Origin of the sequence: Bradyrhizobium barranii subsp. barranii, assembly GCF_017565645.3 — a bacterium.
GTDB lineage: Bacteria > Pseudomonadota > Alphaproteobacteria > Rhizobiales > Xanthobacteraceae > Bradyrhizobium > Bradyrhizobium barranii.
Map to the genome: position 1 here is coordinate 869,587 of NZ_CP086136.1, position 17,734 is coordinate 887,320.

The 17,734-nt window shown below is 65.2% G+C and carries 17 protein-coding genes and 1 other RNA gene; 9 read left to right on the forward strand and 9 right to left on the reverse strand.

The features are described 5' to 3' along the window. Window positions 1–45 precede the first annotated feature (45 nt). The 3 genes from J4G43_RS04245 to J4G43_RS04255 form a co-directional block, all read right to left on the reverse strand. Complete coding sequence (locus J4G43_RS04245; RefSeq protein WP_166067860.1) at window positions 46–894, reverse strand: transporter substrate-binding domain-containing protein; 849 nt, start codon at window positions 892–894, stop codon at window positions 46–48. Window positions 895–1,336: 442 nt separating this feature from the next. Further along, window positions 1,337–2,818 (reverse strand): catalase, encoded by a 1,482-nt coding sequence (locus J4G43_RS04250; protein ID WP_208084090.1) that lies wholly within the window; start codon window positions 2,816–2,818, stop codon window positions 1,337–1,339. A gap of 115 nt (window positions 2,819–2,933) precedes the next feature. Continuing rightward, the gene (locus J4G43_RS04255; protein ID WP_208084091.1) at window positions 2,934–3,575 is read right to left on the reverse strand and encodes an HD domain-containing protein; all 642 of its coding nucleotides are present in this window, start codon (window positions 3,573–3,575) and stop codon (window positions 2,934–2,936) included. Between the two features lie 104 nt (window positions 3,576–3,679). On the opposite strand from J4G43_RS04255, the gene J4G43_RS04260 reads away from it, so the two are divergent. From J4G43_RS04260 to J4G43_RS04285, 6 genes are all read left to right on the forward strand, one after another. After that, the gene (locus J4G43_RS04260; protein ID WP_208084092.1) at window positions 3,680–4,681 is read left to right on the forward strand and encodes a GlxA family transcriptional regulator; all 1,002 of its coding nucleotides are present in this window, start codon (window positions 3,680–3,682) and stop codon (window positions 4,679–4,681) included. Between the two features lie 106 nt (window positions 4,682–4,787). After that, window positions 4,788–4,884, forward strand: an RNA gene (ffs, locus tag J4G43_RS04265) — signal recognition particle sRNA small type. 94 nt (window positions 4,885–4,978) lie between these two features. Beyond that, entirely contained in the window at window positions 4,979–6,817 is a 1,839-nt protein-coding gene (locus J4G43_RS04270) for a DNA polymerase III subunit gamma/tau (protein ID WP_085398516.1), read from the forward strand. A 123-nt stretch (window positions 6,818–6,940) separates the two neighbouring features. Further along, window positions 6,941–7,261 (forward strand): YbaB/EbfC family nucleoid-associated protein, encoded by a 321-nt coding sequence (locus tag J4G43_RS04275; RefSeq protein ID WP_028148995.1) that lies wholly within the window; start codon window positions 6,941–6,943, stop codon window positions 7,259–7,261. 1 nt (window position 7,262) lies between these two features. After that, window positions 7,263–7,865, forward strand: a complete 603-nt coding sequence (gene recR / locus J4G43_RS04280) for a recombination mediator RecR (RefSeq protein ID WP_208084093.1) — start codon at window positions 7,263–7,265, stop codon at window positions 7,863–7,865. A 26-nt stretch (window positions 7,866–7,891) separates the two neighbouring features. Then, window positions 7,892–8,329 carry a hypothetical protein gene (locus J4G43_RS04285; protein ID WP_063979822.1) on the forward strand — a complete coding sequence of 146 codons (438 nt, stop codon included), beginning with the start codon at window positions 7,892–7,894 and terminating at the stop codon, window positions 8,327–8,329. Between the two features lie 142 nt (window positions 8,330–8,471). On the opposite strand, the gene J4G43_RS04290 is transcribed toward J4G43_RS04285, so the two are convergent. Continuing rightward, window positions 8,472–9,836, reverse strand: a complete 1,365-nt coding sequence (locus J4G43_RS04290) for an AmpG family muropeptide MFS transporter (protein ID WP_208084094.1) — start codon at window positions 9,834–9,836, stop codon at window positions 8,472–8,474. Window positions 9,837–9,977: 141 nt separating this feature from the next. Continuing rightward, a complete protein-coding gene (locus tag J4G43_RS04295) occupies window positions 9,978–11,177 on the reverse strand; it encodes a DNA recombination protein RmuC (RefSeq protein ID WP_208084095.1) in 1,200 nt (399 codons plus the stop codon). A 171-nt stretch (window positions 11,178–11,348) separates the two neighbouring features. On the opposite strand from J4G43_RS04295, the gene def reads away from it, so the two are divergent. The 3 genes from def to truA all read left to right on the forward strand — a co-directional run bounded on the left by def (window position 11,349) and on the right by truA (window position 13,739). Beyond that, window positions 11,349–11,873 carry a peptide deformylase gene (def, locus tag J4G43_RS04300; RefSeq protein WP_208084096.1) on the forward strand — a complete coding sequence of 175 codons (525 nt, stop codon included), beginning with the start codon at window positions 11,349–11,351 and terminating at the stop codon, window positions 11,871–11,873. Window positions 11,874–12,078: 205 nt separating this feature from the next. Continuing rightward, window positions 12,079–13,002: a methionyl-tRNA formyltransferase gene (gene fmt / locus J4G43_RS04305; protein ID WP_208084097.1), complete on the forward strand. Its 924-nt coding sequence runs from the start codon at window positions 12,079–12,081 to the stop codon at window positions 13,000–13,002. Further along, the gene (gene truA, locus J4G43_RS04310) at window positions 13,002–13,739 is read left to right on the forward strand and encodes a tRNA pseudouridine(38-40) synthase TruA (RefSeq protein WP_208084098.1); all 738 of its coding nucleotides are present in this window, start codon (window positions 13,002–13,004) and stop codon (window positions 13,737–13,739) included. Before fmt ends, truA begins: the two co-directional genes overlap by 1 nt. Before the next feature lie 177 nt (window positions 13,740–13,916). On the opposite strand, the gene dapE is transcribed toward truA, so the two are convergent. From dapE to J4G43_RS04330, 4 genes are all read right to left on the reverse strand, one after another. Then, window positions 13,917–15,083 carry a succinyl-diaminopimelate desuccinylase gene (dapE, locus tag J4G43_RS04315; RefSeq protein WP_208084099.1) on the reverse strand — a complete coding sequence of 389 codons (1,167 nt, stop codon included), beginning with the start codon at window positions 15,081–15,083 and terminating at the stop codon, window positions 13,917–13,919. After that, window positions 15,080–15,718, reverse strand: a complete 639-nt coding sequence (locus J4G43_RS04320; protein WP_208084100.1) for a DUF805 domain-containing protein — start codon at window positions 15,716–15,718, stop codon at window positions 15,080–15,082. The genes dapE and J4G43_RS04320 overlap by 4 nt, the downstream gene beginning before the upstream one ends. A 237-nt stretch (window positions 15,719–15,955) precedes the next feature. Next, the gene (gene dapD, locus J4G43_RS04325; RefSeq protein WP_063979813.1) at window positions 15,956–16,801 is read right to left on the reverse strand and encodes a 2,3,4,5-tetrahydropyridine-2,6-dicarboxylate N-succinyltransferase; all 846 of its coding nucleotides are present in this window, start codon (window positions 16,799–16,801) and stop codon (window positions 15,956–15,958) included. Window positions 16,802–17,034: 233 nt separating this feature from the next. Continuing rightward, window positions 17,035–17,727, reverse strand: a complete 693-nt coding sequence (locus tag J4G43_RS04330) for a pyrimidine 5'-nucleotidase (RefSeq protein ID WP_208084101.1) — start codon at window positions 17,725–17,727, stop codon at window positions 17,035–17,037. Window positions 17,728–17,734 lie beyond the last annotated feature (7 nt).

Below are 17,734 nucleotides of genomic sequence, written 5' to 3' on the forward strand. Positions count from 1 at the left end.
GACAAGCCCGGCCATGACGGTGTGGATACTTAAGGCGCTCATCACCTACAGCGAAACGCCCGGCGGAATGTCCGCTTCGGTCACGCCCACCAGCTCCATGTTGGTGATGATCGCGTTGCGGATGAAGCCGAGGCCCTTGTTGAAGTCGATCCAGGTGTTGACGTAGTCGCGGAAGGTCTTGTCGTTCTCGCGGCGGAAGCCGGCGTTCGACGTCGTCGCGAAGATCGGCGTCGGCAGCACGAACTGGCCGAGCGAGGGATTCTTCTTCAGCACGGTCAGCGACAGCATGGTGATCAGGCACTGCGCGTCGACGCGGCCGGTCTGCAGCGCGGCGGTGGCATCGTCCGCGGTCTTGAGCCGCGAGATCTGCGCCTTCGGCGTCAGGCGGCTGACGACCTGGTCGTGCGACGAGCCCTGGTCGACGGCGATCTTGACGTCGGGCGAGTTCAGCTCGGCCCAGCTCTTCGGCTTGAAGTCCTTCTTGCAGAGGATGCCGAAGGCGTTGTTGAAGACCGGCACCGAGAAGTCGACCACCAGCGCGCGCTTCGGGGTCGGGTTGAGGCCGAAGAAGATGTCGATCTTGTTGGACTGCAGATCGAGCACCGAATTGCCCCAGGTGGTCTCGGTGATCTCGAGCTCGGCCTCCATGTCGTCGGCGAGTGCCTTGGCGATGTCGACGTAGAAGCCCTTCCACTGGCCGCTGGCGAGGTCCTTCATATAATAGGGCGCGCCGCCGCCGACCGCGCCGATCCGCATCTTCTTGGTGCGGCGAATGCGGGCAAAGGTCGATTCGTTGGAATCCGCTGCGGTCTGCGCCACGGCCGGTGAGGCCAGCGTGGCCGCAGCCATCGCGCCAAGTCCGACAATCGATGCGACATCACGACGTGTAACCATTTTGAGGAATCGCTTTTCTGGTTGGATGTAAGGTGTGTGGTTGAGCTCGCGCAAAAAATTCGCCCATCAATCGGCGTCGGCCGGCTGAAAAATGCTCTGGATCGGATTTTCGCGCACCCTTTGTCTCGGTTCCGGCAGGATTTCATAGAAAGGCGCTGCCGGGCGGGCCCTGTCAAGACTCGATTGCCTCAGGGATGTGCGTGGCCTCGAAGATGGGCAGGGAGCCCATCGGCCATGACGCTTTCCGAGGCGAACGTCCGCATCAGCACTTCGCGACAGGCGTGCACGGGGATGCGCGAGGGAAGGCCCGGCGAGCGCGTCGGCTCGATCTATTTTCGCGAGAAAATTGAGAGGCTTCGGCGGTTCGCTTTAAAAATGCGAACGGCGCCCTGTCGGCGCCGTTCGCCGAAGACGGCGAGAGGTCGGTGCGGATCGACCGACCCTATTCCGCGGCCTTTTCCGTTCCCTTGGCACGAACGGTCGCGAGGCGCGTCAGCGCGTCGCGGACGCCCGCGCCATAGGCGGGATCGGCCTTGGTGCAATTGGCGATGTGCCGTTCCTGGATCGCGATGGCCGCCGCTCCGACGGCGCGCGCCGTGTTGTCGAACAAGGCCTGCCGTTGGGCTGCGCTCATCTTGCGAAAGAGGTCGCCGGGCTGTCGATAGTGATCGTCGTCGATGCGGTGATCCCAATGGGCGGCTGCACCATCGATCTCGAGCGGCGGCTCGTTGAGATCGGGCTGGTCCGCCCACTCGCCACGGCTGTTCGGGAAATAGGTCGGCGTCCTCCCCTGATTGCCGTCGGTCCGCATTGCGCCATCGCGATGGTAGCTGTGATACGGGCATTTCGGCGCGTTGACCGGGATCAGATGATGGTTGACGCCGAGGCGATAGCGCGCCGCGTCCCCGTAGGAGAACAGCCTTGCCTGCAGCATCTTGTCGGGCGAGAAGCCGATGCCCGGAACGACGTGGGCCGGCGAGAAGGAGGCCTGTTCGACCTCGGCGAAGACGTTTTCCGGATTGCGGTTCAGCTCGAAATAGCCGACCTCGATCAGCGGGAAGTCCGCCTTCGGCCAGATCTTTGTCAGGTCGAACGGGTTAAAGGCAAACGCCTTGGCTTGATCGTCGGTCATGATCTGCACGAACATCGTCCAGCGCGGGAAATCGCCGCATTCGATGCTCTCGAACAGGTCGCGCTGGTGAGTCTCGCGGTCCTTGCCGATGAGGGCTTCGGCCTCGGCGTCGGTCAGGTTTTCGATGCCCTGCTGCGTCCGGAAGTGAAACTTCACCCAGGTCCGCTCGTTGGCGGCATTGATGAAGCTGTAGGTATGGCTGCCGAAGCCATGCATGTGCCTGAAGCTTCTGGGAAGGCCGCGCTCGCTCATCACGATGGTGACCTGGTGCAGAGCCTCCGGCAACAACGTCCAGAAATCCCAATTGTTGTCGGCGCTACGCATTCCGGTCCGGGGATCGCGCTTGATCGCATGATTGAGGTCGGGAAAGCGCAAGGGATCGCGGAAGAAGAACACGGGCGTGTTGTTGCCTACCATGTCCCAATTGCCTTCCTCGGTGTAGAACTTCAGCGCAAAGCCGCGGATGTCGCGTTCGGCGTCGGCTGCGCCGCGCTCGCCGGCCACCGTCGAGAAGCGCGCGAACATCGGCGTCTGCTTGCCGACTTCCGAGAAGATCTTCGCTTTGGTGTATCGGGTGATGTCATTGGTCACGGTGAAGGTGCCGAAGGCGCCGGAACCCTTGGCATGCATCCGTCGCTCCGGGATCACTTCGCGATCGAAATGTGCTAGCTTCTCGATCAGCCAGACGTCTTGCAGCAGCGCGGGCCCGCGGCGGCCCGCGGTCATGATGTTGAGGTTATCGCTGACGGGTGCGCCCGTCGCATGGGTCAAACGTTTCGGCTCATCGGCCATGGGATGCTCCTGAATATGGGGTCATTGGCTATTGCTGCCCGCGTGCGAAATCTCAGGCTCGCATGGGTCCACAGCAGTCGATTTCGAGATCGCACTGTCCTTGCGCGAACGCCGGTCAACCGTGCCAATGCGAGTTGCGGATGACGCTGCAGAAATTGCCGCGATGGAAATGCGGCTCCTTGTCGGCGATGACGTCGGCCTTGACGTTGCCGAACGTCGTGTCAGGCCGATGCTTGATGCCGTCGTAGAAGGCCTGGATGATGTCTTCCTTGAAGTGCGGCGTGCGCGGAAACGCCTTCACGACCGCCTCGCGCTCCGCGTCGGAATATTCGTCGTAAGTGAGCCCGAGCACGTCCATCTCGACGCCCGCGGTCACCAGCGCGACGACGGGGTGCATGTGCTGGGGGACGCCCGGTGTCGTGTGCAGGGCGATCGCGGTCCAGACCGTGTAGGCGTCGGCTTCCGAAATGCCGTGGCTGCGCAGGAAGTCCCGCGCGGCGTGTGCGCCGTCGACCTCGAACCGCTCGTGCTGGCTGCCATGGCCCGGCATCAGGCCGATGTCGTGAAACATGGCGCCGGCGTAAAGCAGCTCGCGGTCGAAGGTCAGCCCACGGCGGACGCCGGCCATCGCACCGAACTGGTAGACGCGGCTGGAATGGTTGAAGAGCAGGTCCGTTTCGGTGTCGCGGATGTATTCGGTGATGGCACGCGCCAGCTTGCTGTCGGGAATGACGGCGGCCTCGGTGATTTCTGACATGAGCAGCTCCTGAAATTTTGGATCGCGTTCACTGTAAATCCGGGCTACGGTGTCTTAAATCGACGTAACACGTCGAAAACGGACAAATTCGGATCGAGGCGGACATGGGCGCAAAGCCGAAACCAAGGACGGTTGTGATCGTGGCGCTGCCAGGCGTGCAGCTGCTCGATGTCGCAGGGCCGCTCGATGTGTTCGCCGAGGCGAACGTGCAGGCCGGCTATCCCGCCTATGCCTTGTTCGTGGCGGGCGCGGAGCCAGGGCCGATCCGCAGTTCCTCAGGCGTCCAGCTGATGCCCGACCGAATCGTCGACCGCGACTTCCAGGAGCCGATCGACACCTTGCTGGTGGCGGGATGCCCGAACGCGGCCGAAGTCCCGGCGGACGGGAGCGTGATCGACTGGCTGCGCCGGCGGGCTTCGCGGACCCGCAGATTCGGCTCGGTGTGCAGCGGGGCCTTCTTCCTTGCCGCCGCCGGTCTGCTTGATGGCAGGCGGGTCACGACGCATTGGGCGGTCGCAGACATGCTGGCCAGCAAATTCCCGTCGGTCACCGTGGACAAGGATGCCATCTACGTCACCGACGGAAAGCTCCGCACGGCCGCCGGCGTGACCGCAGGGCTCGATCTGGCGCTGGCACTGGTCGAGGAAGATCTCGGGCGCGATACGGCCATGAAGGTCGCAAGCCAGCTCGTGATGTTCTTCAAGCGTCCGGGTGGGCAGATGCAGTTCACCCGCAAGGGCGAGGCTGTTCCCGCCGGCCGCGCCGCGCTGCAGGAGCTGCAGCGCTGGGTCGCCGCCAATCCCGCGCTCGACCACAGCGTTGCCAGCCTGGCGACGCGCATGGAGCTCAGCCCGAGGCACTTTGCACGGCTGTTCCGCGCCGAGGTCGGAGTTACGCCTGCGACCTGGGTCGAGGAAGCCCGCGTCAATGCGGCGAGGCGGCTGCTCGAGTTTGGCAATGAAGCCCCGAAGCAGGTGGCGCTCCATTGTGGATTCGCCGATGCCGATACGCTGCGTCGCGCGTTCAATCGTCACGTCGGCGTGACGCCCGCCGAGTATCGCAAGCGGTTTGCGCGAATCACGGAGGTTCCAGCTCGCCAACACTGAGCCGGCTTCCGCGTCCAAATGGGCCGGCGGGGGCCGTCCAGCGGGGTGTGCGGGACCCACGGATACCCGCTTGCTTTCCCGACCTTTTGGCCCCAAATAGGGACCGGGAGATTGGCGGTGGACGAGCCACTCGCCAACCGGGTCAGGTCCGGAAGGAAGCAGCCCTAACGAGGTCCGGATCGGGTCGCTCGTCAGTCTCCTACCTGTTTTTCCGAGCGAATTGCGCCGGCGGGCTTCCCGCCAGCGCGCTCCTTTCCGCAAAAGCCGGGCGAAAGACATTCCATTGCGGATCGACCGATGACCGACGCTGGCGCCCCTCCCAACCCCGACAGCGCCGGCCAGGCCAGCACGCCCTACCGGGTGCTGGCGCGCAAATACCGGCCCTCCAGCTTCGACGACCTGATCGGCCAGGAGGCCGTGGTCCGCACCGTCTCGAACGCGTTCGAGACCGGGCGCATTCCGCAGGCCTGGATCCTCACCGGCGTCCGCGGCGTCGGCAAGACCACCACCGCGCGTATTCTGGCCCGTGCGCTCAACTACGAGATGCCGGACGGATCGGTGAAGGGCCCGACCATCCACATGCCGACCCTGGGCGTGCATTGCCAGGCGATCATGGAAAGCCGGCACATGGACGTGCTGGAGATGGACGCGGCCTCGCACACCGGCGTCGACGACGTCCGCCAGATCAATGACAGCGTGCGCTACGCGCCGGCCAGCGCCCGCTACAAGGTCTACATCATCGACGAAGTCCACATGCTGTCGACGGCGGCGTTCAACGCCTTCCTGAAGACGCTGGAGGAACCGCCGGAGCACGCCAAATTCGTGTTCGCGACCACCGAGATCCGCAAGGTTCCGGTCACCGTGCTGTCGCGCTGCCAGCGTTTTGACCTGCGCCGGGTCGAGGCCGACGTGCTGATGAAGCACCTCGCCAATATCGCGGCCAAGGAAAACGTCGAGATCGAACCCGAGGCGCTCGGCATCATCGCGCGCGCCGCGGAAGGCTCGGTGCGCGATTCGCTGTCGCTGCTCGACCAGGCGATCGCGCACGCGGCAGGCACCGTGAAGGCGGATGCGGTTAGGCAGATGCTGGGCCTCGCCGACCGCACCCGCGTCATCGACCTGTTCGATTCGCTGGCGCGCGGCGACATCGCTGCCGCTTTCAAGGAGTTCCGCGACCAATACGACGTCGGCGCCGATCCGATCGTCGTGCTGTCGGACCTTGCCGAGTTCGTCAATTTCGTCACCCGCGTGAAGATCGTGCCGGCGACCGCCGACAACGTCGCCTATGGCGAGACCGAGCGCGTGCGCGCGCGGGATTTTGCCTCGAAGATCTCGATGCGCGTGCTGTCGCGGATGTGGCAGATGCTGCTCAAGGGCATCACCGAGGTGCAGGCCGCGACGCGCCCCGCTGCGGCCGCCGAGATGGTGCTGGTGCGCATCGCCTATGTCGCCGACCTGCCGACGCCGGACGAAGCGATCAAGATGCTGGAGCAGAACGGCGGCGGCTCGCCGGTCGTGGGCGGCGGAAGTGCCGCGCGCAGCGGCGCGCCGGGTGCGCCGGTGGCCTCCGCGGCGCCGGTTGCCTCGGCTGCGCCCATGCGCGCGCCGACGTCGTCACCGTCCGCGTTCGGCGGCGGCGCCGCCCGGCCGCAGATGGCGGCGCCCGCGCCGGATCCGCAAGGAGCCGCGCCCCAGCTGCGCATCACGAGCTTCACCCAGCTCGTCGCGGTCGCCGGGCAGAAGCGCGATCTCATGACCAAGGCCGCGCTCGAAGGCGACATGCGCCTCGTTCGTTTCGAGGAGGGCCGGCTGGAAGTCGCGCTCGAGCCCAACGCCTCCAAGACCATGATCTCGGAGCTCGCGCGAAAATTCGAGCTCTGGACCGGCCGGCGCTGGACCGTGATCGTCTCCAACGAGCAGGGCCAGCCGACGCTGCGTTCGGTGAACCACGCGGCGAAGCAGGAACATGCGCGCTCCGCCGAAGCCGATCCGCGCGTGCAGGAGGTGCTGTCGCGTTTTCCCGGTGCGAAGGTCGTCGAGGTCCGCAGGCTTGCCCCCGAGGCGCCGGAAACCAATATGAATGCGGACTATGGCAGTGACGATCCGCCCGATGGTTCCGACGGCGACGATCTCTAGAGCATGATCCGGACCCGAAGGGCCGCGTAGCGCAAAGTGTGAAGCGGTTTTCCGATTAGATCAGGCTCAAACCAAAAGTTAAGGCGCGATGACGAGTCATCGCGCCAACCAAGGACAGCACCGATGGTCGATATTTTCGGCATGATGAAGCAGGCGCAGCAGCTGCAATCCAAGATGCAGGAGATGCAGGATCAGCTCTCCAACGTCGAGGTCGAAGGCATCTCCGGCGGCGGTCTCGTCGCCGTGCGCATGACCGCGAAGATGGACGTGAAGGGCATCAAGATCGATCCCTCGCTGATGAAGCCGGAAGAGCGCGAGGTGCTCGAGGACCTGCTCGTCACCGCCCTAGGCGATGCCCGCCGCAAGGCCGAGACGGCCGTGCAGGAGAAGATGCAGGCGCTCACGGGCGGGCTCAGCCTGCCGCCGGGTATGTTCGGCCAATAAGATGGGTTCGGTTGCAGGTCCCGAAATCGAGCGGCTGGTCCAGCTCCTCGCACGGCTGCCGGGCCTCGGTCCGCGCTCGGCCCGGCGTGCGGCGCTGCATCTGATCAAGAAGCGCGAAGCGCTGATGATGCCGCTGTCCTCAGCCCTGCAGGTCGCGCTCGACAAGGTCCAGGTCTGCAAGACCTGCGGCAACATCGACACGCAAAGTCCCTGCACGGTCTGCATCGATCCGAAACGCGATCCTGCCATCATCGTCGTCGTCGCCGATGTCGCCGACCTCTGGGCGCTGGAGCGGGCCAATGCGACCCAGGGGCGCTATCACGTGCTGGGGGCGACCTTGTCGCCGCTCGACGGTGTCGGCCCACAGGATCTCACCATCGACGCGCTGGTCGCGCGCGCGCATGCTGCCGAGGTGCACGAGATCATCCTGGCGCTGAATGCGACGGTCGACGGCCAGACCACGGCGCATTACATCACCGACCTGCTTCAGGACGCCAACGTAAAAGTAACCCGACTGGCCCATGGTGTGCCGGTCGGTGGCGAGCTTGATTATCTCGACGAAGGTACGCTATCGGCCGCGATGCGGCAGCGGACCTTGTTCTAGCCATCCAGACCTACGGAACGGACGACATGACGAAACTTTTCGCCACACGATCGGCTTTGGTCGCGACGATGATAATGCTGGCGACCCCGGCCATCTCCGCGCAGCAGGACGACGGGGCGCCGCCGCCGCCGAAGCCCGGCAAGCCGATCAGTGCCGGCGAGGTGCTCTCGGGCGAATTGAACGCAATGAAGGTGCGCGACATCAAGAACGCCGGCAAGCGGATTGCGATGTACCAGATCACCTCGGAGCCGCGTCGACTGCCGGCGCCGAACGGGCTGTGCAATCTCGAGACCGGCCCTGAGACGTTCCAGCTCGTCACCTCGAGCGACGCGCAGGCCACGCAGCTGAAATCGTTCGTCGGCAAGGCGATCTCGGTCAAGGTCGACGAAGTCGCCTGCGCCAGCGATCCCGGCCAGATGAGCGAAGCCGTGATCACGAAGTGGAGCTTGATCAAGAAGCAGTAGGGGGCGCGGCTCCAGCCGAGCTACCGTAGGGTGGGCAAAGGCGCAAAGCGCCGTGCCCACCATTCTCCCGGCGACGATTCAGGTGGTGGGCACGCTTCGCTTTGCCCACCCTACGGCATCGCGGGCGTGGCGCGTGCCGAGTTTAAACCCTCACCGGCCCCAGCGCCTCAAAGTGCCCGCGCTTCTGCAGCCAGGCCAGTAGCACCAGGCTCGGGATCGCCACCAGCACGCAGATCACGAAGAACAGCGGCCAGCCCGTCGTGTCCGCCACGAAGCCCGCACTCGCTGACAGATATGTGCGCCCGACCGCCGCAAGCGCGGTGAGCAGCGCGTATTGCGTCGCCGTGTGCAGCGGATTCTGGCACAGCGCGGAGAGATAGGCGACGAAGATCACGGTGCCGATGGCGCTGGTAAAGTTCTCGCAGGTGATGGCAAAGGCCAGCGCCCATTGGCTGGTGCCGACGAAGGCCAGCCAGGAGAAGGAGAGATTGGCGAGCGCCTGCACCACGCCGCCGATCCACAGGCTGGTCGCCAGCGAATAGCGCCGCGCGAGGAAGCCGCCGGCAAAGCCGCCGATCAGCGTTGCCGCGAGGCCGACGCCCTTCACGATCGCCGCGTAGTCGTTGCGGGAAAAGCCGAGGTCGATCACGAACGGCGCGGTCATCGTGCCAGAGAAGGCATCGGTGAACTTGAACAGCACGACGAAGGCGAGCGCGGCGAGCGCGTCCTTGCGCGACAGGAATTCCGAGAAGGCCCCGATCGCCGCGTGCAGCACGCGCGCGAGCGCCGTCTCGGTTTGTGTCGCGGCTTCCGCCTGCACCGATTGCTCGGGCTCGGTCGCGGCCAGCGCGGTGATCGTGCCGATCAGCACCATCGCCGCCATCACCACATAGCCCCACATCCAGGCTGACGCACGCGGAATGCCGGTGCCCTCGAAGCCGGACACGATGAACAGCGCGCCCGCGGTCGAGACCAGCATGCCGATGCGATAGGCCGCGACATAGGAAGCCATTCCGGCAGCCTGCTCGCTCTCCGGCAGGCTCTCGACGCGGAAGGCGTCGACCACGATGTCCTGCGTCGAGGACGTCGTCGCGACCAGCAGCGCGCCGAGCGCGACGTAGAACGGCGAGCGCGCGGGATCGGTCAGCGCCAGCAGCAGGATCGCGATGATCAGCAATAGCTGCGAGAACAGCAGCCAGCCGCGCCGCCGCCCGAACGCGCGGGTGAACAGCGGCACATGCAGCGCATCCACCAGCGGCGCCCACAGGAATTTCAGCGTGTAGGGCGTGCCGACCAGCGCAAACAGCCCGATGGTCTTGAGGTCGACCCCGGCCTCGCGCATCCACACCAGGAGCGTCGAGCCCGACAGCGCCAGCGGCAGCCCGGACGAGAAGCCGAGGAACAGCACGATCAGCACCCGCGGTTGCAGGTACACGGCCAGGCCGTCGCGCCAGGAGGTGGGGGCCGTGTCGGGGCTGGCAGGGGAGGTCGCGTCGGGTGCGGTCATGGGGAGGTGTTAGCAGATTCTGGGTGCGCTGCCTCTGCCACAAAACTCGTCATGCCCGGGCTCGTCCCGGGCATCCACGTTCTTGGTGTCGCTGAAGAGATCGTGGATGGCCGGGACGAGCCCGGCCATGACGAAACGGAGTCACTCCCCCGCCTGGAGCTTCCTCGGGAACAGGTCCGCGGCACCGGTTGCCACCAGATGCGGCCCCTCCGGTGCATCGGTCTTGCTGAAATCGAGCTCCTCGATTCGCCCCGCGCGCTTCTCGATCTTGTCGGCGGAGATCAGCACCTGCCGCACGTCCTCGTTGGCGTCGGCAAAATGCTTCTGCAATTTCAGCACGCGGTCGCGCAGGCGTCCCAAATCGTCGCCGAGCTTGATCACCTCGGTGCGGATCTGGTCGGCGGCGTCGCGCATGCGCGCGTCCTTCATGATCTGCTGCATCACCTGGATCGCGAGCATCAAGAGCGAGGGCGACACCAGCACGACACGGGCGCGATAGGCCTTCTGGATCACGTCGTCGAAACCGTCATGGATTTCCGCATAGACGGATTCCGACGGCACGAACATCAGCGCCATCTCCTGGGTCTCGCCGGCGACGAGATATTTGTCGGCGATGTCGCTGACATGCTTCATCACGTCGCCGCGCAGCCGCTGCGTGGCGATGCGCTTCTCCTCGTCGGTGCGGGCGTCGTGCAGCGCGGTCATCGCCTCCAGCGGAAACTTTGCGTCGATGCAGAGCGGCCGCTGGTCGGGCAGGAACACCACGCAATCAGGCCGCTTTCCCGTCGAGAGCGTGAACTGGAACTCGTAGGCGCCCTTCGGCAAGCCGTCCTGGACGATCGCCTCCATCCGCGCCTGGCCGAAGGCGCCGCGCGACTGCTTGTTGGCGAGCACGTCGCGCAGGGTGGTCACCTGCGTGGTGAGGTCGGTCAGGTTCTTGTGCGCGTTGTCGATGATGCCGAGCCGCTCGTGCAGGGCGCGCAGGCTCTCCATGGTGTTGCGCGTCGAGTGTTCCATGGACTGGCCGACTCGATGGGTCACCGAATCCAGCCGCTCGTTGACCGCGCGCGCCATGTCGGCCTGGCGGCCGGCCAGCGCCTGGGTCATGGCGTCGGCTCGGCCGGCAGCTTCGCTCTGGGCGTGCAGTACCTGGCTGAGGCGCTCCTCGAGCTCGTCGGCGCGGATGGCATTGGCCATGGCGAGTTCCGCGCCGCGCCGCCCGGATCGCGCGATCACGACCGCGATCACCACCAGCAGGATGACGACGAGGGCGCCGAAGCCGATCAGCGCATCGATGGTGCGGACCGGCCAGTCGCCAGCCAGGAAAATGATCTCGTTCATGGCGGCCCTTGTAGCCGATTCGACACCCTCCGCGAACGAATAGCGAACGCTTATGGTTAATAGCCCCCTAATTTTTATGGTTAACGAAACCTGAAGTTTTATGGTTAGCGGAGGGTTAACGGAGTTCCTCGCCGCATTGACCGCATCCGGCATGCGGCTTAAATCGCGGCCATGGCCCTCAGAGAAATCATCATCCTGCCCGACAAGCAGCTGCGTCTGGTCTCCAAGCCGATCGAGAAGGTCACGACGGAGATCCGCAAGCTTGCCGACGACATGTTCGAGACCATGTACGACGCGCCCGGCATCGGGCTCGCGGCGATCCAGATCGCGCAGCCCTTGCGGCTGATCACCATGGACCTCGCCAAGCCTGACCCGGACGGCGAGACAAAGCCGGAGCCGCGTGTCTTCATCAACCCTGAAATTATCGCCTTCTCCGAGGATCTGTCGGTCTACGAGGAAGGCTGCCTCTCGATCCCCGAATATTACGAGGAGGTCGAAAGGCCTGCGAAGGTGCGCGTGCGCTTCACCGACCTCGACGGCAAGGTGCACGAGGAGGATGCCGAAGGCCTCTACGCCACCTGCATCCAGCACGAGATCGACCATCTCAACGGCGTGCTGTTCGTCGACTATCTCTCAAAGCTCAAGCGCGACCGCGTGATCAAGAAGTTCGAGAAAGCCGCCAAGCGCGCGGAGTAAGTCATTTGTAAGCACCGGTGCTGCCGCGAACTCCCATGCGCTCCCTCCCCCCTTGCGGGGGAGGGCGGGGGAGAGGGGTAGCCCAGGCGGAAGTCTAACCGGGGCGAAGAACTGGTCCGCGCTCATACCGAGAGAGCGCGTCGTGTGGCACCCCTCTCCCTAGCCCTCCCCCGCAAGGGGGGAGGGAACATACCGAGTCCTTGTCATGCCCCTCCGCCTCATCTTCATGGGCACGCCCGATTTCTCCGTGCCGACGCTGCTTGAGCTGGTCTCGCACGGCCACGAGATCGCGGCGGTCTATACCCGTGCGCCCAAGCCCGGCGGGCGGCGCGGTCTGCAATTGCAGCCGACCCCGGTCGAGGAAGCCGCGCGAAAGCTCGGCGTTCCCGTGCTGACGCCGAAGTCGCTGAAGACGCCCGAAGCGCTCGACGAGTTTCGCGCCTTCGACGCCGATGCCGCCGTCGTCGTCGCCTACGGCATGATCCTGCCGCAGGCGATCCTCGATGCGCCGAAGCTCGGCTGTTACAATCTGCACGCCTCGCTGCTGCCGCGCTGGCGCGGCGCCGCGCCGATCAACCGTGCCATCATGGAGGGCGACGCCGAGAGCGGCGTCATGGTGATGAAGATGGATGTCGGCCTCGACACCGGCGACGTCGCCATGGCCGAGCGTCTTGCGATCACGGACAACATGACCGCGGTCGATCTGCATGACCGTCTCTCCCGGCTCGGCGCCGATCTGATGGTGCGCGCGATGGCCGCGCTCGCCCGCGGCGGGCTCCAGCTCAAGAAGCAGAGCGAGGATGGCGTCACCTACGCCGCCAAGATCGACAAGGCCGAAGCGCGGATCGACTGGACCAGGCCTGCGCGCGCCGTGCTGCGCCACATCCACGGCCTGTCGCCGTTTCCCGGCGCCTGGGCCGAGCTCGAGAATGCGCGCGTAAAAATCCTGCGCTGCGAGCTGGCGAAGGGCTCCGGTGCACCCGGCGAGGTGCTCGACGACCAGCTCACGATTGCCTGCGGCGAGGGCGCGATCCGCATCCTCCAGCTCCAGCGCGAGGGCAAGGCGCGGATGCAGGCCACGGACTTCCTGCGCGGCGTGCCTGTGAAGCCGCCGATGCGGCTGGCCTGATGTCCCGCTACAAGCTCACCATCGAATATGACGGCGCGCCGTTCTTCGGCTGGCAGGTGCAGGACGCGCTGCCTTCCGTGCAGGGCGCGCTCGAAGCGGCGGTGAAGGCGATGACCGGCGCGGATCTGCGCGTGCACGGTGCGGGCCGCACCGATGCCGGCGTGCATGCGCGCGGCCAGGTCGCGCATGTCGACATCGAGAAGCAGTTTCCGCCGGGCCGTTTTCGCGACGGGTTGAATGCGCATCTGCGCCCGCATCCGATCGCGGTGTTGGAGGCCGAGATCGTCCCTGACACCTTCGAGGCACGCTTCTCGGCCGTGAAGCGGCACTACCGCTACCGCGTCGTCAACACCCGCGCCAATCTCGCGCTCGATATCGGCCACGCCTGGCGCGTGCCGCGCCGGCTCGATGCCGATGCGATGCATGCGGCGGCACAACGCCTGCTTGGCAAGCACGACTTCACGACGTTTCGCGACACCGAGTGCCAGGCCAAGTCACCGGAGAAAACGCTCGACCAGCTCGACGTGCTGTGCGACGGCCGCGAGATCACGATTCTTACCTCGGCGCGCTCCTTCCTGCACAGCCAGGTGCGCTCGATGGTGGGATCGTTGGTCTGGGTCGGCGAGGGCCGCTGGACCGCGGACGATCTCTCCGCAGCGCTCGAAGCCCGCAACCGTGCGGCCTGCGGCATCGTCGCGCCGCCTGACGGGCTGTATCTGATGAAGGTGGATTATTGAGGAGCGCATCAGTGCGGAGAGCGCCCGCTCTCGCCGCGCCCACTGCTGTCATGCCCCGGCTTGACCGGGGCATCCAGTACGCCGCGGCTTCTCGGTTCAATCACTGCTGTCTCTGGAATACTGGATCGCCCGATCGAGTCGGGCGATGACAGCGGCGTGCTGGGTGAGGGCGACGCCCTACCCAAAATACCGCGTCAGTATCCCCCGATACACCTGCGTCAATCTCTCCAAATCCACCACCGGCACGCGCTCGTCGACCTGGTGCATGGTCTGGCCGACCAAGCCGAACTCGATCACTGGGCAATAGCTCGAGATGAAGCGCGCATCCGAGGTGCCGCCTGAGGTCGACAGCTCCGGCTTGCGGCCCGTCACCTCTTCGATCGCCGACACCGCAAGATCGGTGAACGGGCCGGGCTTGGTCACGAACACATTCGAGTTCGAGGGCTCCCAGACGATGCGAGCCTTGATGCGGTTGCCGCAGGCTTTCGTCAGGCGCGTCTCGACCAGCTCGCGCAAGGATGCCTGGGTGTGGTTGTCATTGTAGCGGATGTTGAATTTTGCGCGGGCCTCGCCGGGGATGACGTTGTTGGCCTTGTTGCCGACGTCCACCGAGGTGAATTCGAGATTGGAGGCCTGGAATTGCGCGCTGCCATGGTCGAGCGGCTCGTCACTGATCGCCACGATCAGCCGCGAGATATCAGGCACCGGATTGGATGCACGGTGCGGATAGGCGACATGGCCCTGCACGCCGTCGACGTAGAGCGTGCCGGATTGCGAGCCGCGGCGGCCGACCTTGATGGTGTCGCCGAGCGTCTCGACGTTGGAGGGCTCGCCGAGCACGCAATGGTCGAACTTTTCGCCGCGCTCCGCGGCCCATTTCAGCAACTTGATGGTGCCGTTGATGGAGACGTCTTCCTCGTCGCCCGTGATCAGGAATGAGATCGAGCCCTTTCCATCGGCGCGCGGCGTGCCGCCATTGGCGGCGAGATGCTCGAGCACGGCTGCCACCGAGCAGGCGATCCCGCCCTTCATGTCGACCGCGCCGCGGCCGTGCAGAAAGCCGTCCTTCACCTCGCCCGAGAACGCGCCGACGCTCCAGGCGTTCTCGTCGCCGGGTGGCACCACGTCGGTGTGGCCGGCGAAGGTGATGTGCGGGCCTTCAGTGCCGATCCGCGCATAGAGATTGTCGACGTCGGCGGTGTCGGGTTCGGAGAAGGTCACGCGGTGGCAAGTGAAGCCGGCAGCGTTGAGGGCTTTCTCAAGCACGCCCAACGCACCGGCATCGGCCGGAGTTACCGAGGGGCAGCGGATGAGATCGCGGGCAATCGAGAGAGCATCGGTCATGCGCTCCGCTTAACATGCATGCCGCCGGGTGGGCTAGCGCTGGGCGGCACCAATTCGAGCTCGCGTTGCTGGTCCCAGCTTTTTGCAGGGGACGAGCCGTCCTCGGTCTTGGCCAATGGATCAGGACCGAACCGGTTATCGCCGGCGCTGCCTGATACGATGAACATCTCGACAAACCCCCACAGCCACAGGATGGACGCGACCAGCCAGAACGGAAGCATCCAGGTGGAGTTCGGCAGCAGGTCCGAGAACTGGTTGTACAGGCCGGGCAGGAAGAAGAACGGAACGAGCCACCAGCCACTCCTGTCGCGATCATGCAGCCGCTTGATCGCAGTCGCGAGATAGATCCAGAGGAACAGCGACAAGCCGAACGCCTTCAGGATCAGGTTCGTGCGATCAACGGGCGCCAGCGAGCGATAGGCCCGGGGATCGACCAGCTTGAAGAGGTCGTCGAGGCCGAAGTCGAAATCGAGTTTCAGGGATAGCATCAACGCCCCCTCGGCGTTGATGAGGTGGATCACCTGACCGATCACGCCGAGCAGGGCCGCCAGCAGCGCGACGATGAGCAGCGCCTGCCACAGCAAAGCGCGGTTGATGCGGCCGTCGAAGCGGAAGAGGTACCAGGTCCAGTCCATGGCGAAGGTTCCGGGCAGCGGAGGCCGTCCGGTGATTGGTCGCGATGGGGAGAAGGAGGGTTCGATAGGAAAGCCGCCGCGGGCTCGCTTCACCTCGCCCCGCTTGCGGGGAGAGGTCGGATCGCTCTTGCGATCCGGGTGAGGGGGTACCGGTCTCTCGAATATCTCGCGTGTGGAGAGAGGCCCCTCACCCCAACCCTCTCCCCGTAAGAACGGGGAGAGGGAGAGGAGAGAGTCTTAATCCCGCAGCAGCTCGTTGATGCTGGTCTTCGAGCGCGTGCGCTCGTCGACGCGCTTGACGATCACGGCGCAGGCCGTGCTCGGGCCGATCTGGCCGTTCTTCATCGGCTTGCCGGGCAGCGCGCCGGGCACGACCACCGAATATTCCGGCACTTCGCCGATGAAGATCTCGCCGGTCTCGCGGTCGACGATCTTGGTGGAGGCGCCCAGGAACACGCCCATGGCGAGCACCGCGCCCTTGCGCACGATCACGCCTTCGGCGACTTCCGAGCGCGCGCCGATGAAGCAATCGTCCTCGATGATCACGGGCTCGGCCTGCAGCGGCTCGAGCACGCCGCCGATGCCGGCGCCGCCGGAGATGTGCACGCGCTTGCCGATCTGCGCGCAGGAGCCGACGGTCGCCCAGGTGTCGACCATGGTGCTCTCATCGACATAGGCGCCGAGATTGACGAAGGACGGCATCAGCACGACGTTCTTGGCAATGAAGGCCGAGCGGCGCACGACCGAACCCGGCACCGCGCGAAAGCCGGCATCGCGAAAACGGTTCTCGCCCCAGCCCTCGAACTTCGAGGGCACCTTGTCCCACCAGGTCGCCTTGCCGGAACCGCCGGGAATGACACCCATGTCGTTGAGGCGGAAGGACAGCAGCACGGCCTTCTTCAGCCATTGATTGACCTTCCACTTGCCATCGGCCCCGCGCTCGGCGACGCGGGCCTCGCCCTTGTCCAGAATCTCCAGCGCCTGGTCCACGGCCTCGCGCACCTCGCCCTTGGTCGAGGTCGAGATGCCGTCACGCGCGTCGAAGGCGCTGTTGATGGTGGATTCGAGGGCGGACAGGGACATCGGGATTTCCTCTGGGAAATGAGAATTTTGACGGATTGGGGCGCTTTTTCGGGATTTGGCGGGGAGGAGTCAAGGCATACTCCGCCGTCGTCCCGGGGCGCGCGAAGCGCGAGCCCGGGACCCACGGCCATGGGCAGTCATTTGGCGAGGATTCGGAGTTATCGATCTCGCGCCACAACCACTCCCCGTGGTTATGGGTCCCGGGCTCGCTTCGCGCCCCGGGACGACGGCGGCTATTTGGGCGACAGCTTGCCCAAAAACCCCGTCAGGTCATCCGTGACGTGGTCGACATGGGGCGCGTCCCGGCCCTCCAGTTCCCAGTCCTCCCGCACCACTTCCTTGGTGCCGTCAGGCACCACAAGCACGGTGGTCATGCCGAGCGCGTGCGGGACGGTGAGGTTGCGGGCGAGGTCCTCGAACATCGCGGCCTTGGTCGGATCGACCGCATGGTCGGCGAGGAATTTTTGATAGGTCAGCGGCGACGGCTTCGGCTCGAACCCGGCGGCGATGATGTCGAACACGCCGTCGAAATGCGTTGCCAGGCCGAGCCGCGCCAGCACGGCATCGACATGGTCGACCGAGCCGTTGGTCAGGATCAGCTTGCGCCCCGACAGTTTTGCGATGGCCTCGCCGAGCGCCGGGTTCGGCTCCAGCGGCGAGTGGTCGATCTTGTGGACGTAGGCGAGGTAGTCGTCGGCGTGCACGCCGTGCAGGGTCATCATGCCGCGCATGGTGGTGCCGAAGCGCTGATAATAATCCTTCTGGATCTTGCGCGCTTCCTCCGGATCGACGTTCAGCCAGTTGCAGACGAACTCGCCGATCCGCGCGTCGACCTGCTGCCACAGATTGACGTGATGCGGGTAGAGCGTGTTGTCGAGGTCGAACACCCAGGTGTCGACATGGGCAAAGGTGCGGGGTGGATTCATCACTGGT